Annotated in this window: 19 protein-coding genes; 14 read left to right on the top strand and 5 right to left on the bottom strand. The window is 60.3% G+C overall.

All coding sequences use genetic code 11. The features are described 5' to 3' along the window. Window positions 1-46: 46 nt before the first annotated feature. The 12 genes from nuoG to HV782_RS18500 all read left to right on the top strand — a co-directional run bounded on the left by nuoG (window position 47) and on the right by HV782_RS18500 (window position 14,139). On the top strand, window positions 47-2,761 hold the full coding sequence (nuoG, locus tag HV782_RS18445) for an NADH-quinone oxidoreductase subunit NuoG (RefSeq protein ID WP_186744354.1): 2,715 nt from the start codon (window positions 47-49) through the stop codon (window positions 2,759-2,761). Further along, window positions 2,758-3,765, top strand: coding sequence for an NADH-quinone oxidoreductase subunit NuoH (gene nuoH / locus HV782_RS18450; RefSeq protein ID WP_007964859.1), 1,008 nt, complete (start codon window positions 2,758-2,760; stop codon window positions 3,763-3,765). Before nuoG ends, nuoH begins: the two co-directional genes overlap by 4 nt. 11 nt (window positions 3,766-3,776) lie before the next feature. Further along, window positions 3,777-4,325: an NADH-quinone oxidoreductase subunit NuoI gene (nuoI, locus tag HV782_RS18455; RefSeq protein ID WP_003223795.1), complete on the top strand. Its 549-nt coding sequence runs from the start codon at window positions 3,777-3,779 to the stop codon at window positions 4,323-4,325. A 9-nt stretch (window positions 4,326-4,334) separates the two neighbouring features. Next, a complete protein-coding gene (nuoJ, locus tag HV782_RS18460; RefSeq protein WP_007951462.1) occupies window positions 4,335-4,835 on the top strand; it encodes an NADH-quinone oxidoreductase subunit J in 501 nt (166 codons plus the stop codon). Window positions 4,836-4,838: 3 nt separating this feature from the next. Beyond that, entirely contained in the window at window positions 4,839-5,147 is a 309-nt protein-coding gene (nuoK, locus tag HV782_RS18465) for an NADH-quinone oxidoreductase subunit NuoK (RefSeq protein ID WP_003180046.1), read from the top strand. Continuing rightward, complete coding sequence (nuoL, locus tag HV782_RS18470) at window positions 5,144-6,997, top strand: NADH-quinone oxidoreductase subunit L (RefSeq protein ID WP_123376613.1); 1,854 nt, start codon at window positions 5,144-5,146, stop codon at window positions 6,995-6,997. Before nuoK ends, nuoL begins: the two co-directional genes overlap by 4 nt. 39 nt (window positions 6,998-7,036) lie before the next feature. Then, complete coding sequence (gene nuoM, locus HV782_RS18475; protein ID WP_016986254.1) at window positions 7,037-8,569, top strand: NADH-quinone oxidoreductase subunit M; 1,533 nt, start codon at window positions 7,037-7,039, stop codon at window positions 8,567-8,569. 7 nt (window positions 8,570-8,576) lie between these two features. After that, entirely contained in the window at window positions 8,577-10,040 is a 1,464-nt protein-coding gene (gene nuoN / locus HV782_RS18480) for an NADH-quinone oxidoreductase subunit NuoN (RefSeq protein ID WP_007920173.1), read from the top strand. 579 nt (window positions 10,041-10,619) lie between these two features. Next, window positions 10,620-10,970 carry a type II toxin-antitoxin system RelE/ParE family toxin gene (locus HV782_RS18485; protein ID WP_128614670.1) on the top strand — a complete coding sequence of 117 codons (351 nt, stop codon included), beginning with the start codon at window positions 10,620-10,622 and terminating at the stop codon, window positions 10,968-10,970. Then, window positions 10,960-11,274: a helix-turn-helix domain-containing protein gene (locus tag HV782_RS18490; protein WP_123462457.1), complete on the top strand. Its 315-nt coding sequence runs from the start codon at window positions 10,960-10,962 to the stop codon at window positions 11,272-11,274. Before HV782_RS18485 ends, HV782_RS18490 begins: the two co-directional genes overlap by 11 nt. A 174-nt stretch (window positions 11,275-11,448) precedes the next feature. After that, complete coding sequence (locus HV782_RS18495; protein ID WP_186744355.1) at window positions 11,449-12,774, top strand: OprD family porin; 1,326 nt, start codon at window positions 11,449-11,451, stop codon at window positions 12,772-12,774. A 177-nt stretch (window positions 12,775-12,951) separates the two neighbouring features. After that, window positions 12,952-14,139, top strand: a complete 1,188-nt coding sequence (locus HV782_RS18500; RefSeq protein WP_186744356.1) for an acyltransferase family protein — start codon at window positions 12,952-12,954, stop codon at window positions 14,137-14,139. A 169-nt stretch (window positions 14,140-14,308) separates the two neighbouring features. On the opposite strand, the gene HV782_RS18505 is transcribed toward HV782_RS18500, so the two are convergent. The 5 genes from HV782_RS18505 to HV782_RS18525 all read right to left on the bottom strand — a co-directional run bounded on the left by HV782_RS18505 (window position 14,309) and on the right by HV782_RS18525 (window position 20,765). After that, window positions 14,309-14,641, bottom strand: coding sequence for a DUF2790 domain-containing protein (locus HV782_RS18505; RefSeq protein ID WP_123462451.1), 333 nt, complete (start codon window positions 14,639-14,641; stop codon window positions 14,309-14,311). Window positions 14,642-14,707: 66 nt separating this feature from the next. Further along, a complete protein-coding gene (locus HV782_RS18510; protein ID WP_186744357.1) occupies window positions 14,708-14,908 on the bottom strand; it encodes a co-regulatory protein PtrA N-terminal domain-containing protein in 201 nt (66 codons plus the stop codon). Window positions 14,909-15,106: 198 nt separating this feature from the next. Beyond that, window positions 15,107-18,259, bottom strand: coding sequence for a CusA/CzcA family heavy metal efflux RND transporter (locus HV782_RS18515; protein ID WP_186744358.1), 3,153 nt, complete (start codon window positions 18,257-18,259; stop codon window positions 15,107-15,109). 15 nt (window positions 18,260-18,274) lie between these two features. Then, a complete protein-coding gene (locus tag HV782_RS18520; RefSeq protein WP_186744359.1) occupies window positions 18,275-19,468 on the bottom strand; it encodes an efflux RND transporter periplasmic adaptor subunit in 1,194 nt (397 codons plus the stop codon). Window positions 19,469-19,517: 49 nt separating this feature from the next. Next, window positions 19,518-20,765, bottom strand: coding sequence for a TolC family protein (locus tag HV782_RS18525; protein WP_186744360.1), 1,248 nt, complete (start codon window positions 20,763-20,765; stop codon window positions 19,518-19,520). 596 nt (window positions 20,766-21,361) lie between these two features. Between HV782_RS18525 and HV782_RS18530 the strand changes: the two genes are divergently transcribed. Both HV782_RS18530 and HV782_RS18535 read left to right on the top strand, forming a co-directional pair. Then, a complete protein-coding gene (locus HV782_RS18530) occupies window positions 21,362-22,036 on the top strand; it encodes a heavy metal response regulator transcription factor (RefSeq protein ID WP_128614809.1) in 675 nt (224 codons plus the stop codon). Then, on the top strand, window positions 22,033-23,466 hold the full coding sequence (locus HV782_RS18535) for a heavy metal sensor histidine kinase (RefSeq protein ID WP_186744362.1): 1,434 nt from the start codon (window positions 22,033-22,035) through the stop codon (window positions 23,464-23,466). The genes HV782_RS18530 and HV782_RS18535 overlap by 4 nt, the downstream gene beginning before the upstream one ends. Window positions 23,467-23,531: the final 65 nt, after the last annotated feature.

Here is a 23,531-nt window from a genome sequence, read left to right on the forward strand (position 1 = left end):
CATTAGCCACGCCCGCTGACACCGGGCCAACGAAGAACTTTGAACCATGGCCACTATCCACGTAGACGGCAAAGCGCTCGAAGTCGACGGGGCAGACAACCTGTTACAGGCATGTCTGTCGCTGGGCCTCGACATCCCTTATTTCTGCTGGCACCCCGCGCTTGGTAGCGTCGGGGCTTGCCGCCAGTGCGCGGTCAAGCAGTACACCGACGAGAACGACACCCGTGGTCGCATCGTCATGTCCTGCATGACGCCTGCCACCGACAACACCTGGATCTCCATCGACGATGAAGAATCCAAGGCGTTCCGCGCCAGTGTTGTCGAATGGCTGATGACCAACCACCCGCACGACTGCCCGGTGTGCGAGGAAGGCGGTCACTGCCACCTGCAAGACATGACCGTGATGACCGGCCACAACGAGCGCCGTTATCGCTTCACCAAACGCACCCACCAGAACCAGCAACTGGGCCCGTTCATTTCCCACGAAATGAACCGCTGCATCGCTTGCTACCGCTGTGTGCGTTTCTACAAGGATTACGCTGGCGGCACCGACCTCGGTGTGTTCGGTGCCCACGACAACGTGTACTTCGGTCGCGTTGAAGACGGCACCCTCGAAAGCGAGTTCTCCGGCAACCTCACCGAGGTCTGCCCGACCGGTGTGTTCACCGACAAGACGCACTCCGAGCGTTACAACCGCAAGTGGGACATGCAGTTCTCGCCGAGCATCTGCCATGGCTGCTCGAGCGGTTGCAACATCTCCCCGGGCGAACGTTACGGCGAACTGCGTCGCATCGAAAACCGTTTCAACGGTTCGGTGAACCAGTACTTCCTGTGCGACCGTGGCCGTTTCGGTTATGGCTACGTCAACCGCACCGACCGTCCACGTCAGCCAATGCTGGCCGACGGCACCAAGCTGGGCCTGGATCAGGCGCTGGACAAGGCTGCCGATCTGCTGCGCGGGCGCAATATCGTCGGTATCGGTTCGCCGCGTGCCAGCCTCGAAAGCAACTACGCGTTGCGTGAGCTGGTCGGCGCCGAGCACTTCTACTCCGGTATCGAAGCCTCCGAGCTGGAGCGCATTCGTCTGGTCCTGCAAGTGCTGAAAGACAGCCCGCTGCCCGTGCCGAACATGCGCGACATCGAAGACCACGACGCGATCTTCATCCTCGGTGAAGACCTGACCCAGACTGCTGCGCGTATGGCCCTGGCCCTGCGTCAGTCGGTCAAGGGCAAGGCTGAAGACATGGCCGAAGCCATGCGCGTTCAGCCGTGGCTCGACGCGGCGGTGAAGAACATCGGTCAGCACGAACTGAACCCGCTGTTCATCGCCAGCCTCGCTGAAACCAAGCTCGACGACATCGCCGAAGAATGCGTACACGCCGCTCCGGATGACCTGGCGCGCATCGGTTTCGCCGTTGCTCACGCGCTGGACGCCAGCGCCCCGGCTGTTGAAGGTCTGGACGCCGAAGCCCTGGAACTGGCCAAGCGCATTGCTGACGCCCTGCTCGCGGCCAAGCGTCCGCTGATCATCGCCGGTACTTCGCTGGGTTCGAAAGCACTGATCGAAGCGGCGGCGAACATCGCCAAAGCCCTGAAGCTGCGCGAGAAAAACGGTTCGATCAGCCTGATCGTGCCGGAAGCCAACAGCCTTGGCCTGGCCATGCTCGGTGGCGAATCGGTCGACGCGGCGCTGCAAGCCGTGATCGACGGCAAGGCCGACGCCATCGTCGTGCTGGAAAACGATCTGTACACCCGCACCTCGAAAGCCAAGGTCGACGCAGCCCTGAACGCTGCGCAAGTGGTGATCGTTGCCGACCACCAGAAGACCGCCACCACCGACCGCGCGCAACTGGTTCTGCCAGCGGCGAGCTTCGCTGAAGGCGACGGTACGCTGGTCAGCCAGGAAGGCCGCGCCCAGCGCTTCTTCCAGGTTTTCGACCCGCAATACATGGATGCGAGCATCCTGGTTCACGAAGGCTGGCGCTGGCTGCACGCCCTGCGCTCGACCCTGCTGAACCAGCCGATCGACTGGACGCAACTCGACCACGTCACCGCTGCCGTTGCCTCGAGCACCGAGCAACTGGCGCGTATCGTCGACGCAGCCCCATCGGCCGCGTTCCGCATCAAGGGTCTGAAACTGGCGCGTGAGCCGCTGCGTTATTCCGGTCGCACCGCGATGCGCGCCGACATCAGCGTTCACGAACCGCGTACCCCGCAAGACCAAGACACCGCGTTCGCCTTCTCCATGGAAGGTTACTCGGGTTCGGCTGAACCACGTCAGCAAGTGCCATTCGCCTGGTCGCCGGGCTGGAACTCGCCACAAGCGTGGAACAAGTTCCAGGACGAAGTCGGTGGTCACCTGCGCGCTGGCGACCCGGGCACCCGCCTGATCGAAAGCACGGGCGACTCGCTGAACTGGTTCGCTGCCGCTCCGCGTGCGTTCAATCCGGCGCCGGGCACCTGGCAAGCCGTGCCGTTCTACCACTTGTTCGGCAGCGACGAGACCTCGTCGAAAGCCGCACCGGTACAGGAACGCATCCCGGCTCCATACGTGGCACTGGCCAAATCCGAAGCGGATCGCCTGGGCGTCAACGACGGTGCCCTGCTGAGCCTGAACGTGGCCGGCCAGACCCTGCGTCTGCCGCTGCGCATTAATGAAGAACTGGGCGCGGGTCTGGTGGCCTTGCCTGCGGGCATCGCCGGCATTCCACCGGCATTCGCCGGCGTGTCCGTCGACGGTCTGCAGGAGGCAGCGCAATGACCTGGTTCACCCCTGAAGTGATCGACGTGATCCTGACGGTCATCAAAGCCATCGTGATTCTGCTGGCCGTTGTGGTCGCAGGCGCGTTGCTCAGCTTTGTCGAGCGTCGCCTGCTGGGCTGGTGGCAGGACCGTTACGGTCCGAACCGCGTTGGCCCGTTCGGCATGTTCCAGATCGCCGCCGACATGCTGAAGATGTTCTTCAAGGAAGACTGGACCCCGCCGTTTGCCGACAAGGTGATCTTCACCCTGGCACCGGTGGTGGCCATGTCCGCCCTGCTGATCGCTTTCGCGATCATCCCGATCACCCCGACCTGGGGCGTCGCGGACCTGAACATCGGCCTGCTGTTCTTCTTCGCCATGGCCGGTCTGTCGGTCTACGCGGTGCTGTTCGCCGGCTGGTCGAGTAACAACAAGTTCGCCCTGCTCGGCAGCTTGCGTGCCTCGGCGCAGACCGTGTCCTACGAAGTGTTCATGGGCCTGGCCCTGATGGGCATCGTGGTGCAGGTCGGCTCGTTCAACATGCGCGACATCGTCGAGTACCAGGCGCAGAACCTGTGGTTCATCATTCCGCAGTTCTTCGGCTTCTGTACCTTCTTCATTGCTGGCGTGGCCGTGACTCACCGTCACCCGTTCGACCAGCCGGAAGCGGAACAGGAACTGGCCGACGGTTACCACATTGAATACGCCGGTATGAAATGGGGCATGTTCTTCGTCGGTGAATACATCGGCATCATCCTGATCTCGGCGCTGCTGGTCACCCTGTTCTTCGGTGGCTGGCACGGTCCGTTCGGCATCCTGCCGCAACTGTCCTTCGTCTGGTTCGCACTGAAGACCGCGTTCTTCATCATGCTGTTCATCCTGCTGCGCGCTTCCATTCCGCGTCCGCGTTATGACCAGGTGATGGATTTCAGCTGGAAATTCTGCCTGCCACTGACCCTGATCAATTTGCTGATAACCGCTGCGGTTGTGTTGTGGAACACACCTGCGGTTGCGGTTCAGTGAGGATTTGACCCATGTTCAAATATATTGGCGACATCGTTAAGGGTACTGGTACCCAGTTGCGCAGCCTGGTCATGGTCTTCGGCCATGGCTTCCGCAAGCGCGACACCCTGCAATACCCGGAAGAGCCGGTCTACCTGCCACCACGCTACCGTGGTCGCATCGTCCTGACCCGTGACCCCGATGGCGAAGAACGTTGCGTAGCCTGCAACCTGTGCGCCGTGGCGTGTCCGGTGGGTTGCATCTCGCTGCAGAAAGCTGAAACCGAAGACGGTCGCTGGTACCCGGACTTCTTCCGTATCAACTTCTCGCGCTGCATTTTCTGCGGTCTCTGCGAGGAAGCCTGTCCGACCACCGCAATCCAGCTGACCCCGGATTTCGAGATGGCCGAGTTCAAACGTCAGGACCTGGTGTACGAGAAAGAAGATCTTTTGATCTCCGGCCCCGGCAAAAACCCTGATTACAACTTCTATCGTGTTGCAGGTATGGCAATCGCTGGCAAGCCGAAAGGCTCTGCGCAGAACGAAGCCGAACCGATCAACGTGAAGAGCTTGCTGCCTTAAGGAAGAACGATGGAATTCGCTTTCTATTTCGCATCGGGTATCGCTGTTGTGTCCACGCTACGTGTGGTCACCAACACCAACCCTGTGCACGCCCTGCTCTACCTGATCATCTCGTTGATCGCCGTGGCCATGACATTCTTCGCACTCGGCGCACCGTTCGCCGGCGTGCTGGAAGTGATCGCCTACGCCGGCGCCATCATGGTGCTGTTCGTGTTCGTGGTGATGATGCTGAACCTGGGGCCCGCCTCGGTTCAGCAGGAACGCACCTGGCTCAAGCCCGGCATCTGGGCAGGACCGGTGATTCTCGCCGCCCTGCTGCTGGCCGAACTGCTGTATGTGCTGTTCGCTCACCAGAGCGGTCAGGCCATCGGCCACACCACCGTAGACGCGAAAGCCGTGGGCATCAGCCTGTTCGGTCCGTACCTGCTGGTGGTCGAACTCGCCTCGATGCTGCTGCTCGCCGCAGCCGTCACGGCGTTCCATTTGGGCCGTAACGAGGCGAAGGAGTAAGACATGCCTGCTATCCCTCTCGAGCATGGATTGGCCGTTGCCGGCATCCTGTTCTGCCTTGGTCTGGTCGGCCTGATGGTCCGCCGCAACATTTTGTTCGTGCTGATGAGTCTGGAAGTGATGATGAACGCCTCTGCACTGGCCTTCATCGTTGCGGGCGCCCGCTGGGCGCAACCGGATGGACAGATCATGTTCATCCTGGTGATCAGCCTGGCAGCCGCCGAAGCCAGTATTGGCCTGGCGATCCTGCTGCAACTGTATCGCCGCTTCCACACGCTCGATATCGACGCTGCCAGTGAGATGCGCGGATGAACCTAATCTTTCTGACTTTCGTATTCCCTCTGATCGGTTTCCTGCTGCTGTCGTTCTCCCGTGGACGCTGGTCGGAAAACCTCTCGGCGCTGATCGGCGTGGGTTCCATTGGCTTGTCGGCGATTGTCGCCGCCTACGTCATCTGGCAATTCAACGTCGCGCCTCCCGAAGGCGGTCACTACACGCTGGTGCTGTGGAAGTGGATGGCGGTCGAAGGCTTCAAGCCTGACTTCGCCCTCTACATCGACGGCCTGTCGATCACCATGCTCGGCGTGGTGGTGGGCGTAGGTTTCCTGATCCATCTGTTCGCGTCCTGGTACATGCGCGGCGAAGCGGGTTACTCGCGCTTCTTCTCGTACACCAACCTGTTTATCGCCAGCATGCTGTTCCTGGTGCTCGGCGATAACCTGTTGTTCCTGTACTTCGGCTGGGAAGGCGTGGGCCTGTGCTCGTACCTGTTGATCGGTTTCTACTACAGCAACCGCAACAACGGTAACGCCGCACTCAAGGCCTTCATCGTCACCCGGATCGGCGACGTGTTCATGGCCATCGGCCTGTTCATCCTGTTCCAGCAAGTGGGCACGCTGAACATCCAGGAACTGCTGGTGCTGGCACCGCAGAAATTCCAGGTCGGCGACTTCTGGATCACTCTGGCGACCCTGATGCTGCTGGGTGGTGCGGTCGGTAAATCGGCGCAACTGCCACTGCAAACCTGGCTCGCGGACGCGATGGCCGGCCCGACCCCGGTGTCGGCACTGATCCACGCCGCGACCATGGTGACCGCCGGTGTCTACCTGATCGCCCGTACCCACGGACTGTTCACCCTGGCGCCGGAAATCCTGCACCTGGTCGGCATCGTTGGTGGTGTGACCCTGGTTCTCGCAGGCTTCGCCGCACTGGTACAGACCGACATCAAACGTATCCTCGCCTACTCGACCATGAGCCAGATCGGCTACATGTTCCTGGCGCTGGGCGTTGGCGCCTGGGATGGCGCGATTTTCCACCTGATGACCCACGCCTTCTTCAAGGCCCTGCTGTTCCTTGCTTCCGGTGCGGTGATCGTTGCCTGCCACCACGAGCAGAACATCTTCAAGATGGGCGGTCTGTGGAAAAAACTGCCACTGGCCTACGCCAGCTTCATCGTCGGTGGTGCTGCGCTGGCCGCTCTGCCACTGGTCACCGCAGGCTTCTACTCCAAGGACGAAATCCTTTGGGAAGCGTTCGCCAGCGGCAACCACGGTCTGCTTTACGCAGGTCTGGTCGGCGCGTTCATGACTTCGCTGTACACCTTCCGCCTGATCTTCATCACGTTCCACGGTGAAGCCAAGACTGAAGCCCACGCCGGTCACGGCATCTCGCACTGGCTGCCACTGTCGGTGCTGATCGTGCTGTCGACTTTCGTCGGCGCCATGATCGTGCCACCGCTGCACGGCGTACTGCCAGAAAGCGTTGGGCACGCCGGTGGCGAAGCCAAGCACAGTCTGGAAATCGCCTCGGGCGCCATTGCCCTGGCCGGTATCCTGCTGGCGGCCCTGCTGTTCCTCGGCAAGCGTCGCTTCGTGACGGCGATTGCCAACAGCGGCATCGGCCGTTTCCTTTCGGCCTGGTGGTTCGCTGCCTGGGGCTTCGACTGGATCTACGACAAACTGTTCGTCAAGCCTTACCTGGCGATCAGCCACGTACTGCGCAAAGACCCGCTCGACCAGACCATCGGTCTGATCCCGCGTATGGCCAAGGGTGGTCACACTGCCCTGAGCCGCACCGAGACCGGTCAACTGCGTTGGTACGCTGCTTCGATGGCTGCTGGTGCCGTGCTGGTTATCGGCGCCATCGTGCTGGTAGCGGTCTGATATGAACCTTGCGAATTTGCGAAAGGAAACGAGCCCGTCATGATTCTGCCTTGGCTAATCCTGATCCCCTTCATCGGCGGCCTGCTGTGCTGGATGGGTGAGCGCTTCGGCGCTACCCTCCCCCGCTGGATTGCGCTGTTGACCATGACCCTGGAACTCGCCCTCGGCCTCTGGCTGTGGGCCCACGGTGACTATTCATTTGCTCCGGCGCCTGGCGCCGATCCGACCTGGGCGCTTGAGTTCAAGCACGTCTGGATCCAGCGCTTCGGCATCAACGTGCACCTGGCCCTCGACGGCCTGTCGCTGTTGATGATCCTGCTGACCGGCCTGCTGGGTATCCTCTCGGTACTCTGCTCGTGGAAAGAGATTCAACGTCACGTTGGCTTCTTCCACCTGAACCTGATGTGGATCCTGGGCGGCGTGGTCGGCGTGTTCCTCGCCCTCGACCTGTTCATGTTCTTCTTCTTCTGGGAAATGATGCTGGTGCCGATGTACTTCCTCATCGCGCTCTGGGGTCACAGCTCTTCGGACGGCAAGAAAACCCGGATCTACGCGGCGACCAAGTTCTTCATCTTCACTCAGGCTTCCGGCCTGATCATGCTGGTGGCGATCCTCGGTCTGGTGCTGGTCAACTTCAACAACACCGGCGTGATTACCTTCAACTACGCCGATCTGTTGAAAACCAAGATGTCGATGACCACCGAGTACATCCTGATGCTCGGCTTCTTCATCGCCTTCGCGGTCAAGCTGCCAGTCGTACCGTTCCACTCGTGGTTGCCTGATGCCCACGCCCAGGCGCCGACTGCCGGTTCCGTCGACCTCGCCGGTATCCTGCTGAAAACCGCGGCCTACGGTCTGCTGCGTTTCGCCCTGCCGCTGTTCCCGAACGCTTCGGCCGAGTTTGCGCCGATCGCCATGACCCTCGGTCTGATCGGGATCTTCTACGGTGCGTTCCTCGCTTTCGCACAAACCGACATCAAGCGTCTGATCGCCTTCTCTTCCGTGTCCCACATGGGCTTCGTGTTGATCGGCATCTACTCCGGCAGCCAACTGGCGCTGCAAGGTGCAGTGATCCAGATGCTGGCGCACGGTGTGTCGGCGGCAGCACTGTTTATCCTCAGCGGTCAGTTGTACGAGCGTCTGCACACTCGTGACATGCGTGAGATGGGCGGTCTGTGGTCGCGTATCGCTTACCTGCCGGCGATCAGCCTGTTCTTTGCAGCCGCTTCGTTGGGTCTGCCGGGTACCGGTAACTTTGTCGGTGAGTTCCTGATCCTGATCGGCTCTTTCGCCAGCTGGCCTTGGATCACTGCGATTGCCACTTCCGGTCTGGTGTTCGGTTCGGTCTACTCGCTGATCATGATCCACCGTGCCTACTTCGGTCCGTCGAAATCGGATTCGATCCTGCACGGCATGGACGCTCGCGAACTGATCATGGTGCTGGGCCTTGCGGTACTGCTGGTTTACCTCGGCGTTTACCCGCAACCGTTCCTCGACACGTCTGCCGCCACGATGCATGGCGTGCAGCAGTGGCTCGGCACCGCCTTCACTCAACTCGCTTCGGCCCGGTAAGAGCGCTATGGAATTCACGATTCAACACTTTATTGCGCTTGCGCCACTGTTGATCACCAGCCTCACCATTATCGTGGTGATGCTGGCAATCGCCTGGCGCCGCAACCACTCGCAGACCTTCCTGATCTCGGTCGCCGGTCTGAACCTGGCCCTGCTGTCGATCCTGCCAGCCCTGAAAGTCGCGCCTCTGGCCGTGACCCCATTGCTGCAGATCGACACCTTCGCCTGCCTGTACATGGCGCTGATCCTGGTCGCCACCCTCGCCTGCGTCACCCTCGCCCACGCCTATTTGGGCGATGGCGGTTCGGGTTACCCGGGCAACCGTGAAGAACTGTACCTGCTGATCCTGATGGCCGCCGCCGGTGGCCTGGTTCTGGTCAGCGCGCAGCACCTGGCCGGGTTGTTCATCGGTCTGGAACTGCTCTCGGTACCGGTTTACGGTCTGGTGGCTTACGCCTTCTTCAACAAGCGTTCGCTGGAAGCCGGCATCAAGTACATGGTGCTGTCGGCCGCCGGTTCCGCGTTCCTGTTGTTCGGTATGGCTCTGCTGTACGCCGACTCGGGTTCGCTGAGCTTCGTTGGCATCGGTCAGGCGCTGGCTGCAACTGGCCTGCCGAGCTCGCTGGCACAACTGGGCCTGGGCATGATGCTGATCGGTCTGGCGTTCAAGCTGTCGCTGGTACCGTTCCACCTGTGGACGCCGGACGTCTACGAAGGTGCTCCGGCACCGGTGGCGGCGTTCCTCGCGACCGCTTCGAAGGTTGCGGTGTTCGCGGTGATGGTGCGTCTGTTCCAGATCTCCCCTGCTGCCAGCAGCGGCGTGCTGAGCGACGTGCTGACCGTGATCGCGATTGCCTCGATCCTGTTCGGTAACCTGCTGGCCCTGACCCAGAGCAACCTCAAGCGTCTGCTCGGTTACTCGTCCATCGCGCACTTCGGCTACCTGCTGATCGCTCTGGTGGCGAGCAAGGGTCTGGCGGTGGAAGCCATTGGCGTCTACCTGGTCACCTACGTGATCACCAGCCTCGGTGCCTTCGGCGTGATCACCCTGATGTCCTCGCCGTACAACGGCCGTGACGCAGACGCCCTGTACGAATACCGCGGCCTGTTCTGGCGCCGTCCGTACCTGACCGCCGTCCTGACCGTGATGATGCTGTCCCTGGCCGGTATCCCGCTGACCGCGGGCTTCATCGGCAAGTTCTACATCATCGCTACCGGTGTTGAATCGCACCAATGGTGGCTGGTCGGCTCGCTGGTTCTGGGCAGCGCCATCGGCGTCTTCTACTACCTGCGCGTGATGGTCACCCTGTACCTGATCGAGCCAAACCTGCGTCGCCACGACGCCCAGTTGCACTGGGAACAGAAGGCAGGCGGCGTGATGCTGCTGGCCATCGCCCTGGTTGCGTTCTTCCTGGGTGTGTACCCGCAGCCATTGCTGACTCTGGTTCAGCAGGCGGGTCTGGCGGGCTGATTGCCTGGCGGGCTACAAAACGGAAACGGCACCTTCGGGTGCCGTTTTTGTTTTTGCGGGAATCAACATCTCAAGCGCTTGCACTGGCCTCATCGCGGGCAAGTCCGGCTCGCACAGGTTTGTGTGCCGTTCACAACATTCGGGCACATCTGAAAACCACTGTGGGAGTGAGCCGGCTCGCGAAGGTGTTGGGACATTCAACATCTTCATTGCCTGGCAATCCGCTATCGCGAGCAGGCTCGCTCCAGGTTGTGTGTCGTTGTCAGATTCTGTGTCTTCCCGGATTACTGTGGGAGCGTGGCTTGCCCGCGAAGGCGTCGGCACACTCAACCTCTTCATAACCTGACACCCCGCCGCTATCGCCATTCGGCGCTGGACACTGCTGCGCGATTGTTCTGACACGCCAGTTGCGAAGCTTCCTCATAGATCCATCGAACGTTCTCACCACACGCGGCGATTCGTCCTACAGGTGTTTTTACGACCGGCGTCTACCGTTAAAAAAGGGACGAAAAGCAAGGCCAGGAGGCCTTGACCGATTCGATTATCGAGACAACACTATACGCAGGTAACGTACAGAACATGGATGCTCTATTTATCGAATTGCCTGTGTTTCAGAAGCACCGAGACGACTATCTGGATGACGATCTGTTTCGCAGCTTGCAACTGGAGTTGCTGAAAAATCCGGAAGCGGGCGATCTCATCGAGGACACAGGCGGGCTTCGTAAAATTCGCTTTAGCGACCAACGAAGAGGGAAAGGTAAACGTAGCGGATTACGAGTGATTTATTACTGGTGGTCAGGCTTCGATCAGTTCTGGCTCTTTACCGTCTACAGCAAAAACGAGCAGGACGATTTGACGCCTGCCCAGAAAAAACTTTTCAGAAAGACACTGGATAAAGAACTCAACGCGAGAACCCACTATGAAACGTGACATTTTTTCCGAACTGATGGATGGACTGGAAGCACTGGCCGATGAACGCCAAGGCAAAATCACCTTGCGTACCCACAAGGTTCAGTTGCCAAAACTGATGCCGATCACTGCGGATGAAGTCGTCGCCATCCGTCAGCAACTGAATCTGTCCCGGTCAGTATTCGCAATGTATCTGCGCACCAACACGCGAACGCTGGAAAACTGGGAACAAGGACGAGCGACACCCAATGCTCAGGCCACCACCCTGATCCGTCTGGTCGAACGTTTCCCACAAACGATCGAACAACTCGCAGCCCTGACCTGACACAGTATTTCCACCCCGTCCACATGACCAAATTGTAATTCCCCTATCACCTTGGCGTTATCCGCAGCTTGCAACGATGTCACCCGGCGACCCATGCCGACGGGCCCTTGCCCGTCGAACAATAAAACCCACGCCGACGCACGTTCCCGTTCTGCCGAACCCAAGGAGTGTTTGATGGTTAACCCTACAAAAATATCGTTGGCCGCTTTAGCGGTGGTGGTCGGTTCAGGGCCGTCCCTGGTGTTTGCAGAGGACAAGCCCGAAGGCTTTGTCGAAGGCAGCAGCCTGACGGTGCTCAACCGTAACCTCTACTTCAATCGTGATCACCGTAACGGCCAGTCCAGCCCTACCGGCAATGGTTATTCCGAAGCCTGGGCGCATGCGGTGATCAGCAAGTTCGAATCCGGTTTCACCCAAGGCACCGTCGGGGTCGGGGTCGATGCGTTTGCCATGATCGGTTTGAAACTCGACACCGGTGACGGGCGCAACGGTGGGCGCAGTTCGTTCGATGTGTTGCCGGTCAACCGAGACGGCCAGGCGCGGGACGAATACAGCAAAATCGGTGGCGCCGCCAAAGTGCGGGCGTTCGATACAGTGGTCAAGGTCGGTGATGTGTTCCCGGCCAACCCGATGGTGGCGGCCGGTGACTCGCGCCTGCTGCCGGAAAGCTTTCGCGGGGTGACGGCGACCAACACCAGCATTGCGGGGCTGTCGATTCAGGGCGGGCGTTTGCATGCGATGAGCCAACCGGTGTCCAGCGACCTGCGCGAAAACTTCGCCACCTTCTACGGCGGCCCGGTCAATTCGCCGTGGATCGCTTACGGCGGTGGCGACTACGTGCTGAACAAGAACCTCAGTTTCAGTCTGTACTCCAGTCGCCTCAAGGATGCCTGGAATCAATACTACGCCGGCACCGCATGGACCTATCCCCTGTCTGACGACCTCTCGCTGTTCGGCGGCCTGAACTATTACAAGGCGGTCGACGAAGGCAAACAACTGCTTGGCGAGTTCGACAACAACATCTGGAGCGGCCGGGTCGGTATGAAGCTCGGCGCCCACTCCGTCGCCCTCTCCCACCAGCGCAACAACGGTAATGACGACTTCGATTACCTGCGCCAGTCCGACTCGATCTTTCTCGACAACTCCATTCAGTACAGCGACTTCAACTCGCCGCAAGAACGTTCGTGGATGGTGCGTTATGACCTCGACATGAGCACTTACGGCGTGCCCGGCCTGTCGTTCATGACCCGATATGCGCGCGGCACCGATGCCGATTACAGCAACGCCAATGCCGTGTATATGCGCCGCGACGCCGAGGGCAATCCGCTGACCGACCAGAAGCGCTGGGAGCGCAATATCGAAGTCAAATACGTGGTGCAGAGCGGTTCACTGAAAGACCTGTCGCTGCGCTTGCGCCAGGCCACCACCCGCGCCACGGCGTTCGAGTCCGACCTGGATGAAGTACGGGTGATTGTCGAATACCCGCTGGCCATTCTCTGACTGCTCGTTGATGAAAATTCACCTTTAGAAGCTCCTTGCTCCTTTGGTAAGAGGTGAATCCTTTGGCGTCCTTCGGGGCGCCTTTTTTGCTTCGCAAAAAGTTATCGTTTTCTTGACCGGACCGTCGGCGACCTGCCATCTTCGCCTGCGCAGACCAACAAGAATAACGAGGGATCGATGAGTAGCCGTAAAAACCTGGAAATCGAATACTTGCGAGGGGCTGCTGTCGCCATGACCCTCCTGAGTCATGTCAACATGTTGCTGCCGTTCCATGTTGATGTGCTGCTACGGATTTTCTCGATCTTCATGCCCTGGACCGGCGTCGATCTGTTCTTCTGTATTTCCGGCTTCGTGGTCAGCAAGGCCTATCTGGACTATTTCGACAAACACCGCGCACAAGGCCAGTTCGGCCTGGCAGCGGCGTGTTTCTGGCTGCGCCGTGCCTACCGTCTATTGCCGACGGCCTGGCTCTGGATACTGATCCCGCTGATCTTTTCCATTGCGTTCAACCAGTCGAACATCTTCGGTTCGTGGTTCGACAATCTGCGCAGTTTCACCGCCGTTGCGACTTTCAGCGGTAACCTGGCGAATCAATACAACAGCCTGCTGGGCCCAAGCCCTCAATACTGGAGCCTGGCGCTCGAAGAGCAGTTCTACTTCGTATTCCCGTTTTTCCTGCTGTTCATCACGGCCCCACGCTGGCGGGTCATCGCACTGTTCGCACTCATTGCCTTGCAGTTCGGTCTGGACCGCAATCCCTTCGGCAACCCCGCCAGCAGCATGCTCTCGTCCTTCCGCCTGGACGCCATGCTCTGGGGCATTCTCCTGTGCCTGTTTACCCGTACCCGTCTCTATCAACAGATAGAACCGGTCGGGCTGGGTCAGGGAATGCTCAAACCGTTGCTGTGCACGCTGTTTCTGCTCTACATGCTGGGCGCGATCGCCACTCAGCTGATCGCGATGCCGATTGCCGTCGGTTTGATCGCGATCGTCGCGGTGCTGATAGTCTGGCTGGCCAGCTACCAGAAAGGCTACATCTACTGCCCGGCCGTCCTGCGCAGCTTCATGCAGTGGCTCGGTTCGCGGTCCTATGGCCTCTATGTGATCCACGTGTTCGCCAATCACCTGAGTACCGAGATCTGGACGCGTGTCGCCGCCAGTCAGGATGTACCGCTGGATGGGCGTTTTACGCTGGAGTTGCTGCTGACATCGGTGGGGTTGCTATTGGTGCTGAGCGAACTCAATTATCGCTTCATCGAAACGCCACTGCGTCTGCGCGGCGCCGAGATCGCCCGCCGCAAGTTGAACCAGGAAGCCGCGCCAGAACCCGCCGAAGCCGACGTCGCGCGATTGCCGGCCAAATAGTCCGAGTCGCAGCGGTGCGCGGGGATGAACATCACGAATCGACATACCGATCGTGAGACTGAAAATCCCCCCGTGCGGGAGCTGCCGAAGGCTGCGATCTTTTGATTCTGATTTTTAAGATCAAGCTCAAAAGATCGCAGCCTTCGGCAGTTCAGAGGTTGGCTGTTGGTTAGCCGCCGCGGTTGCGGCACGCGCCTGCCACACTGTATCTGAGCGTATTGAGCTGCCCCTTGGAATCCTCGTAGGTCATGGCGGTCGGGACCACCGAGCAAGCGGGTTGCGGCTTCACCACGCTGACGATGTTCACCACGTCGAGCTTCATCCCGTATTCATATTCCTTGACCACTGGCGCCGCCTTGCCGCGCGCGGCCGCGTATTGCTGCATGGCTTTGGCATTGGCGCTGAACGCGCGCTCGAAGGTGCGATCACCACCGCCTTCGGCCAGCACATTCGCAGACATGGCCATGATGCCGGCGACGGTCATCCATTTGATCAACTGCATGTTTACTCCTCCCTATAAAAGCCCGGCATCGACACGCGACAACGGGCTTGTTCCAGTGCGCGGTGCTTACAGTTCTTTGCTCTGGTCGTCTTTCTTCTCGTTGACGACGACCGGGTCGCGAGCCTGTTCCTTGGCGACGAACAGCTCTACGGCGCGGTCATTGGCGCTCATCATGCGATCGAAAGTACGGTCACCACCGCCTTCGGCCAAGGCCAGGGACGACAGCATCAGGGCGGCTGCGAAGGTGCTCAGTCGGGCGAATTTCATCGTTGATTCCTCGTTTAAGTAGCTGACGGGATCAAGGTAACAAGGCGCACCTTTCGTGACGGTGGCGGGGGAATTACAGATTCGTCATGTACGTATACAAAACCTGCAGGAGTGCGCCTGCTCGCGATGGCGGTGGGCCAGCCGATGTAAATCCGGCTGATAGACCGATATCGCGAGCAGGTTCACCCCTACAAAAGATCACGGCCCAGTGGGGATCGGGTCCTCATCCCGGCGATGGGCGATCTGGTACAGCGCAGGCAAGATCAGCAACGTGAGGATCGTCGAAGACAGAATCCCGCCAATCACCACCGTCGCCAACGGCCGCTGCACTTCCGCGCCGGTACCTGTCGCAAGTGCCATCGGAATAAAGCCCAGCGACGCCACCAGCGCCGTCATCAACACCGGCCGCAAGCGCGTCAGCGCGCCGACATTAATCGCCTCCGCCAGCGACCTTCCCTCTTCACGCAAATTGCGAATGAACGCGATCATCACCAACCCGTTGAGCACCGCCACCCCGGACAATGCGATAAACCCCACGCCAGCCGAAATCGACAACGGAATATCGCGCAACCACAGCGCCATGACGCCGCCGGTCAAGGCAAACGGAATCCCGGTAAACACCAGCAAGCCGTCCTTGAGATTGTTGAACATCATGAACAGCAACCCGAACACCAGCAGCAACGCCACCGGCACCACAATCTGCAAGCGCCTGGCCGCCGATTGCAGTTGCTCGAATTGCCCGCCCCAACGGGTCCAGTAACCGGCCGGGACCTGCACATCGCGCTCGATCACCTCACCGGCCTCGCTGACAAACGAACCGATATCGCGCCCGCGCACGTTGGCGCTGACGATCACCAGACGCTTGCCGTTTTCGCGGCTGACCTGATTCGGCCCGAGCACCAGGTCGAGGCTGGCGACGTCCTTCAGCGCGATAAAACCGATCTGATTCGCCGCACCGCTCAGCGCCGGCACCGGAATCAGCAACGCCGCCAGGCCGTCGATGTCCTTGCGCATGGCATCGGACAAGCGCACCACCATGTCGAAACGCCGATCGCCCTCGTACAAGGTGCCGGCCTGACGCCCGCCCACTGCGACGGCGATGGTGTCCTGCACATCGCCAACGTTGAGGCCATAACGCGCCGCCTTGTCGCGGTCGATGTTAATGGTCAACACCGGCAACCCGGTGGTCTGCTCGACCTTCACTTCAGACGCGCCGCTGACCTTCTGCATCGCTGCCGCAATCTTCGCCGCCGTGGCGTTGAGTACGTCCATGTCATCGCCGAACACCTTGACCGCGACATCGCTGCGCACGCCGGAGATCAGTTCGTTGAAGCGCAACTGGATCGGCTGCGACAGTTCATAGTTGCTGCCCGGCAACGTCGCGGCAGCGGCTTGCAGTTCAGCCATCAGGGTTTCACGGGGCTTTTTCGGGTCTGGCCATTGGTCTATGGGTTTGAGCATCACGTAACTGTCGGAGATGTTCGGTGGCATAGGGTCGGAAGCGATTTCGGCGGTGCCGGTGCGGGCAAAGACGCGTTCGACTTCCGGCACTTTCGCCAGAATCAAGGTCTCCAGCCGCTGCTGCATGTCCACCGACTGCGTCAGGCTGGTGCCCGGCACGCGCAACGCTTGCAGGGCAAAATCGCCTTCGCTGAGGCTCGGCACAAACTCGCTGCCCATGCGACTGGTGAGCACGCCGCTGAGCACGATCACGGCCATCGCCGCGCCCACTGCGATTGCCCGATGACTCATCACCCACGCCAGCGCCGGCGCATACACCCGGCGCGCGCCACGCATCACCGCGCCCTCTTCTTCCTTGACCTTGCCGGTGACGAACAGCGCAATCGCCGCCGGCACGAAGGTCACGGAAAGCAACATGGCACCGAGCAACGCGATGACCACGGTGAACGCCATCGGGTGGAACATTTTCCCTTCGACGCCGCTCAGGGCGAAGATCGGCAGGTACACCACCATGATGATCAACTGGCCGAAAATCAGCGGCCGCCGCGCCTCTTTCGCTGCGGCAAAGACTTCCCTGAAACGCTCGGCACGGCTCAGCAAACGGCCGTGATGCTGCTGCGCATGGGCCAAGCGGCGCAGGGTGTTTTCGACGATCACCACCGCGCCGTCGACAATAATCCCGAAGTCCAGCGCGCCGAGGCTCATCAGGTTGGCACTGACCTTGTTGCTGAACATGCCGGTGAAGGTGAACAGCATCGACAGCGGAATCACCATCGCGGTAATCAGCGCCGCACGGATATTACCGAGGAACAGGAACAGAATCGCAATGACCAAGACCGCGCCTTCAACGAGGTTTTTCTTCACCGTGGCAATGGCTTTGTCGACGAGGTACGTGCGGTCGTACACCGGCACAGCAATCACCCCTTGGGGCAGGGATTTATTGATCTGTTCGAGCTTGCTCGCGACCGCTTGCGACACGGTACGGCTGTTCTCGCCGATCAGCATGAACACGGTGCCCAGCACCACTTCCCGACCGTTTTCGGTGGCCGCACCGCTGCGCAATTCACGGCCGATTTCGACGCTGGCGACGTTCTTCACCCGGATCGGCGTGCCGTCGACGTTGGCCATGACGATGTTGGCGATGTCCTCGGTGCTCGCCACTTGCCCCGGTGCGCGGATCAGCAACTGCTCGCCGCTGCGCTCGATATAACCGGCGCCGACGTTGGCGTTGTTGCGCTCCAGCGCGGTGACCAGATCGGTGAGGGTCAGCTTGTACGCGGCGAGGCGTTTCGGGTCCGGCGCGATCTGATACTCCTTGGCGAAACCACCGATGGTGTTGATCTCGGCCACGCCCGGGACGTTGCGCAGTTGCGGCTTGATGATCCAGTCCTGAATCACCCGCAGATCGGTCGGCGTGTACGCGGTGCCGTCGTCCTTGAGCGCGCCCTCCTTCGCCTCAACCGTCCACAGAAAAATCTCGCCGAGCCCGGTAGAGATCGGCCCCATCACCGCCTCTGCGCCTTCAGGCAATTGCTCCCTGGCGATCTGCAAACGCTCGTTGACCAATTGACGGGCGAAGAACAGGTCAGTGCCGTCCTTGAAGATCACCGTCACTTGCGACAGCCCCGAACGCGACAGCGAACGGGTCTGTTCGAGTGCCGGCAGACCGGCCATGGCGGTTTCAATCGGGAAGGTGATGCGCTGTTCGGTTTCCAGCGGCGAAAACCCGGCGGCGCCGGTGTTGATCTGTACCTGAACGTTGGTGATGTCGGGCACGGCGTCGATCGGCAGCTTTTGATAACTGGCGATGCCGAGGCCGGCCATAAGCAGAACGGCGAGCAGCACAATGATGCGCTGCTCGATGGCAAACTGGATCAGGCGTTCGAACATGAGGACCTTCCAGAATTAATGGCTGTGCTCGGCCGAGGCTTTGCCCAGCTCCGACTTGAGGACGAAGCTGCCGGCGCTGGCGACTTGCGCGCCCGGTTCCAGCCCCTGAATGATTTCGACGTGGCCGGCTGCACGGCCGCCCAGCTCCACCGCTTGCGCCTTGAAGCCATCATCGGTTCGGACGAACACCGTGGGTTTGTCCTCGACGGTCTGGATCGCGGTCTCCGGCACAGCGACTTTCACTTCGCGGCTGTCGGTGGCCACCCGTGCGCTGACGAACAGCCCCGGGCGCCATGAGCCCTGCGGGTTTTCCAGCGTCACGCGAACGGTCGCGGTGCGGGTCTGTTCACCGAGCAGACTGCCGACGTAAGCCACGTTGCCAGTCACTTCGGCTTTCAGTTCAGGCGCGCTGACGGTCACCGGTTTGCCCACCTGCACCTTGGTCAAGTCCTTGGGTGAAACACCGAACGTGACCCATACACGGGACAAGTCGGACAGGGTGAAAGCAGCCGTGCTTTCATCGACCACCTCGCCGGGTGTCAGGTGTTTTTCCACCACCACGCCGTCGAACGGTGCGCGCAGTTCGTAGCGATTGCCGCCGCTGGCGACCACGCTGCCGCTGAGCACACTGATTTTCTGTCGAGCATTGTTCATGGTGATTTCCGCTTCTTGCAGTGCCTGGCGAGCCTGTAAGAAATCCTGTTCGGCGGAGATCTTGTCCTGCCAGAGTTTTTTCTCGCGCTCGTAGGTTGTCCGCGCCAAGGCCAGACGGCGTTGCGCAGCCGCCTGTTCGCTGCGTTGATCGGAGATCTGCTGGCTGGCGATCACCGCCAGTAACTGACCTTTTTTCACCGGTTGCCCAAGGTTGACCGCCACTGACTCGACCACTCCCGGCACTCGCGGCACAACGTGGGCGGTGCGATCCTCGTCGAAACGCACTTCACCGGGGAACGACAGGCCGAGGCTGAAGCTCTGCGCCTGCGCCTCGGCCAGTTGAATGCCCGCCGAGGTGATCTGCTCGGCGCTCAATTCGATATGCCCCTCTTCGTCATGCTCGCCTTCGGCTGCCGCGTTTTCTTCGGCGTGATCCGCATGTTCTGTCGCCTCATCGGCGTGAGCCTCGAGCGGTGCATTGCCCGCCCACATCGAGCCGATGCCAATGCCCAGCGCCAAGGTCGCCACCGCGACCACCATCAGTTTTTTATCCATGCAAACTCCTCTGCGCCGTGCCCGCGCGCAGTGATGTGAAAAGTCAAATTCAAGGGCTGACACTGAGGTCGCCGAAGATCCGTTCGAGGCGCACGCGGGCGTCGGTCGCCTCGCTGACGGCCTGGATGTATTGGCTGCGCGCGGCGATCAACGTGCGTTGGGCGTCGAGCACATCGAGGAAGCCGAACTTGCCCATTTCGAAACCACGGGTGGCGCTGTCCACCGCACTTTGCGCAGCGGGCAGGATGGTCTGATTGAAGGCTTTGACTTCGCCGTTGGCGGTCTGCCATTGCTCGAGGCTGGTCTGGATTTCCGTGCGCAAACGCAGCTCGGTGGCGTTGCGCAGATCCCGCGCCTGATCGGTTCGGCGAGCAGCGGCGAGCACGTTGCCCTGATTGCGGTTGAACAACGGAATCGGCATCGACAGCCCGACCACGTTGACCCGCTCGCGCTCGGTTTCGCTGTACTGACTGCCGATACTCACGGTGAGGTCGGGAATGCGCTGGGACTTTTCCAGGCCCAGCGACGCTTCGCGCTGATCAATCTGCAACGTGGCCAGACGCAATTCGGCGGTCTCGTTCAGACGTTCGAGCAATTTTGTCGGTGGTGGAACGGCCGGCATGCTTTGCGTGGGTGCCTGCACCTTGGTCAACGTCGGCAACGGCGCGCCCATGACCTGCGCCAGTTGTTGGTACGCGGTGGCCTGATCGCGTTCGGCTCGGCTCAGTTCAAGGCGCACTTCCGAGAGCTGCACTTGCGCCCGCGTACCCTCGACCGGCGACGATTTACCCGCCTCGATCCGCCCTTGCGCCACCCGCACACCGTGCTCGGCCAATTGCAGAGATTGCCGGGACAGCTGCAAACGCTGCTGCGCGGTTTGCGCACTGTTGAACGCCTGAATTACATCGGCACGCAAGGCATTGCGCTTGCGCTCCAGTTCGATGCCGGCAGCGTCCTGCGCGCGGCTGGCGACGTCGATGCGGGCGCCGCGTTTGCCGCCCAGTTCGATCGGCTGGCTGAGCATCACCGTGGTGGTGCGCGAGTTGCGCCGGGTGTCTTCAGCCTCCCACGACACCTCGGGGTTGGGGATCAGGCCTGCCTGCTGGCGATCGCCCTCGGCAATCCCGATTTCCCACTGCGCGGCGGCCAGATCCGGGTTGCCGGCGAAGGCCGTTTGCAGGGCCTGCTCCAGAGTCAGGGTCGATGCAACCGCAAGGTTTGCAGTGGCCAGCAACAGAATGCCGCTGGCTATTTTTTTCAGGCGTGATCGCGCCATCAGTTCTGTTAAACCGGGCAATGGAAGACTTCCTTTAATCAAGAATCTTTGATGCCGCCACGGTAGAGTTTTGAACTTATCGACAAGGTGACTGGAAGATTACAAATCCGTCATCCACGGTTTGCCGAAGTTGTTTTGTTCTAGGATGCGAAGTGCAAACGGTTCTATCGAAATACATCGAAACAAAAACACAATAGTTATCTGCTGAACAGCACTTGCGGGAATCAAACTCATAAGGATTTTGTGGCTTTTGCTGCGACCGGCTGTCGCAGAGCACCGTTTTAAAGCGCTTGGCGGTTGACCCTGTAGCCACTACAACCTTTATTGTCCGGACTTCCCCTCACCCCAGCCCTCTCCCGGGGGAGAGGGAGCCGACCGAGGTGTATGACACTTTCCATCGACCTGTTAAATCAAGTCGACTATGGATTCCGTAAAGATGTTCCACGTCGGTGCAGTTCTGAAGCCCCTCACCCTAACCCTCTCCCTCTGGGAGAGGGTTAGGGTGAGGGTGAGGGGCTTCTTATCGTTAAAGAACAACGTCCGGAAGACCTTACAAAAACAATAACTTTCCCGGCCACCTTAATTAAATATCCATTAAATAAAATTGGTGATAGATCATGCGAATCCTTGTCGTCGAGGACGAGCTTAAAGCTGCCGAATACTTGCATCAGGGTTTGACCGAAAGTGGTTATATCGTTGACCACGCCGCCACCGGTGCCGATGGATTGCATCTGGCGCAACAGCAGACTTATGACCTGATCATTCTCGACGTGAACCTGCCGGAACTGGACGGCTGGGGCGTGCTGGAACAACTGCGCCGCACCCACTCAACGCGGGTGATGATGCTCACCGCACGCGGGCGGCTGGCGGACAAGATCCGCGGTCTGGACCTGGGCGCCGATGACTATCTGGTCAAGCCGTTCGAGTTTCCCGAACTGCTGGCGCGGGTGCGCACCTTGATGCGCCGCAGCGAAAACATCCCGGTGCCGCAGGTACTGAAAGTCGCCGATCTGGAACTCGATCCGGGCCGCCATCGGGCGTTTCGTGGCGCGCAGCGCATCGACCTGACCACCAAGGAGTTCGCCCTGCTGCACCTGCTGATGCGCCAGTCCGGCGAGGTGCTGACCCGCACGCAGATCATCTCGCTGGTGTGGGACATGAACTTCGATTGCGACACCAACGTGGTCGAAGTGTCGATCCGCCGCTTGCGGGCAAAAATCGACGACCCGTTCGAGCACAAGCTGATCCATACCCTGCGCGGTGTCGGTTACGTGCTGGAGGCGCGGGAATGAAGCCGGCCAGCCTGTCGATGCGCCTCGGTCTGACAGTGAGTACGCTCGGCGCGATGCTGGTGGTGTTTCTGGCGATCCTGGCGTATTTCGCCCTGACCCATGAGCTCAACGCGCTGTCGCGCGACAGCCTGCAAAAGAAGATGGCGCAGGTGGAGCACAGCCTGTCGCTGTACGTCGACGCCAAGGAAGTCAGTGGCAAGCCGCACATTCTGCTCGATCAGGTCATGGGCCATGACAACCTGACGCTGACCATTTATGACCGCTTGAACCTGCGTTCGCCGTTGCTCAAAGCCGGCTCCGGGCTGAGGGATCCGCGGGTCGAATTGCGGGCAGTGCGAGCGGCGACCGATCAGTTGACCTACAGCGACAGTACCGATGCCGAGGGGGCGAAATTCCTTACCGCATCGAAGTTGATTCGGCTCAAGGATGGCAACCGCGTGCCGGTGTTGCTGTCGATGGACAACGCCCACGATCAGGCCTTGCTCAGCGCCTATCTGCGCTCGACGCTGATTGCCCTGCCGCTGTTGCTGGTGTTCATCGGCCTCACAGCGTGGGGTGCGGTGCAGCGCGGCCTGGCGCCGATGCGCGAGTTTCGCAAAGTGGCGGCGATGGTCTCGACCCAGGACCTGGACCATCGGCTGTCGGTGGTGAACATGCCACAGGAATTGAGCGAACTGGCCCAGGGCATCAACGTCATGCTGCATCGGCTGGATGCCGGGGTGCAGCAGTTGTCGCAGTTCTCCGATGACCTGGCCCATGAGCTGCGCACGCCGATCAACAACCTGATGGGCAAAGCCCAGGTGACCTTGTCCCGCGAACGCACAACCGAGGAATACAAGGACGTATTGGTGTCCTGCACCGAGGAGCTGGAGCGCGTGGCGCGGATTGTTTCGGACATGCTGTTTCTGGCGCAAGTCAGTCATCCGTCGGCGCTGGCGCCGTTTGAATCGGTGGCGCTGGAGGCTGAGGTCGCAAAAGTGGCCGAAATGTTTTCGTTGTCGGCGCAGGAAAAGAACATTCACATGAACGTCGTCGGCAGCGCGTCGGTGCAGGGTGACCGGTTGATGATTCAGCGGGCGGTTTCCAATTTGCTGTCGAATGCGCTGCGCCACTGCCCGGAGGGGAAAACCGTGACGCTGCTGATCGAGCAAGGCGCGACACAGGCTTCGCTGTTGGTGAGCAATCCGGGGGCGGGGATCGAGGCGCAGCATCTGCCGCATCTGTTCGATCGTTTCTACCGCGTCGACAGCGCCCGCTCGCGTTCGCAGGGCAGCACCGGGCTGGGGCTGGCGATTGTGCGCTCGATCATGAGCCTGCATCAGGGGGTGGCGGAGGTGAAAAGCCTGCCCGGCGCCATGACCGTGTTCCGCTTGGGCTTTCCTGTGGCGACACCAATGGCCCCATCGCTGGCAAGCCAGCTCCCACAGTGAATTGCGGTGTACACAGAGTTTTGTGCACACCACAGAAACCTGTGGGAGCTGGCTTGCCAGCGATG

This window comes from Pseudomonas monsensis (assembly GCF_014268495.2).
In the GTDB taxonomy this organism is placed as follows: domain Bacteria; phylum Pseudomonadota; class Gammaproteobacteria; order Pseudomonadales; family Pseudomonadaceae; genus Aquipseudomonas; species Aquipseudomonas monsensis.

Excerpts from the sequence above, each read along its gene's own strand:
- HV782_RS18515 (WP_186744358.1), bottom strand. The coding sequence starts at position 18,259 with ATGTTCGAACGCCTGATCCAGTTTGCCATCGAGCAGCGCATCATTGTG.
- nuoI (WP_003223795.1), top strand. The coding sequence starts at position 3,777 with ATGTTCAAATATATTGGCGACATCGTTAAGGGTACTGGTACCCAGTTG.
- HV782_RS18530 (WP_128614809.1), top strand. The coding sequence starts at position 21,362 with ATGCGAATCCTTGTCGTCGAGGACGAGCTTAAAGCTGCCGAATACTTG.
- HV782_RS18535 (WP_186744362.1), top strand. The coding sequence starts at position 22,033 with ATGAAGCCGGCCAGCCTGTCGATGCGCCTCGGTCTGACAGTGAGTACG.
- HV782_RS18510 (WP_186744357.1), bottom strand. The coding sequence starts at position 14,908 with ATGAAATTCGCCCGACTGAGCACCTTCGCAGCCGCCCTGATGCTGTCG.
- nuoL (WP_123376613.1), top strand. The coding sequence starts at position 5,144 with ATGAACCTAATCTTTCTGACTTTCGTATTCCCTCTGATCGGTTTCCTG.
- HV782_RS18485 (WP_128614670.1), top strand. The coding sequence starts at position 10,620 with ATGGATGCTCTATTTATCGAATTGCCTGTGTTTCAGAAGCACCGAGAC.
- HV782_RS18495 (WP_186744355.1), top strand. The coding sequence starts at position 11,449 with ATGGTTAACCCTACAAAAATATCGTTGGCCGCTTTAGCGGTGGTGGTC.
- nuoK (WP_003180046.1), top strand. The coding sequence starts at position 4,839 with ATGCCTGCTATCCCTCTCGAGCATGGATTGGCCGTTGCCGGCATCCTG.
- nuoG (WP_186744354.1), top strand. The coding sequence starts at position 47 with ATGGCCACTATCCACGTAGACGGCAAAGCGCTCGAAGTCGACGGGGCA.
- HV782_RS18490 (WP_123462457.1), top strand. The coding sequence starts at position 10,960 with ATGAAACGTGACATTTTTTCCGAACTGATGGATGGACTGGAAGCACTG.
- nuoN (WP_007920173.1), top strand. The coding sequence starts at position 8,577 with ATGGAATTCACGATTCAACACTTTATTGCGCTTGCGCCACTGTTGATC.
- nuoM (WP_016986254.1), top strand. The coding sequence starts at position 7,037 with ATGATTCTGCCTTGGCTAATCCTGATCCCCTTCATCGGCGGCCTGCTG.
- nuoH (WP_007964859.1), top strand. The coding sequence starts at position 2,758 with ATGACCTGGTTCACCCCTGAAGTGATCGACGTGATCCTGACGGTCATC.
- HV782_RS18520 (WP_186744359.1), bottom strand. The coding sequence starts at position 19,468 with ATGGATAAAAAACTGATGGTGGTCGCGGTGGCGACCTTGGCGCTGGGC.
- HV782_RS18505 (WP_123462451.1), bottom strand. The coding sequence starts at position 14,641 with ATGCAGTTGATCAAATGGATGACCGTCGCCGGCATCATGGCCATGTCT.
- HV782_RS18500 (WP_186744356.1), top strand. The coding sequence starts at position 12,952 with ATGAGTAGCCGTAAAAACCTGGAAATCGAATACTTGCGAGGGGCTGCT.
- nuoJ (WP_007951462.1), top strand. The coding sequence starts at position 4,335 with ATGGAATTCGCTTTCTATTTCGCATCGGGTATCGCTGTTGTGTCCACG.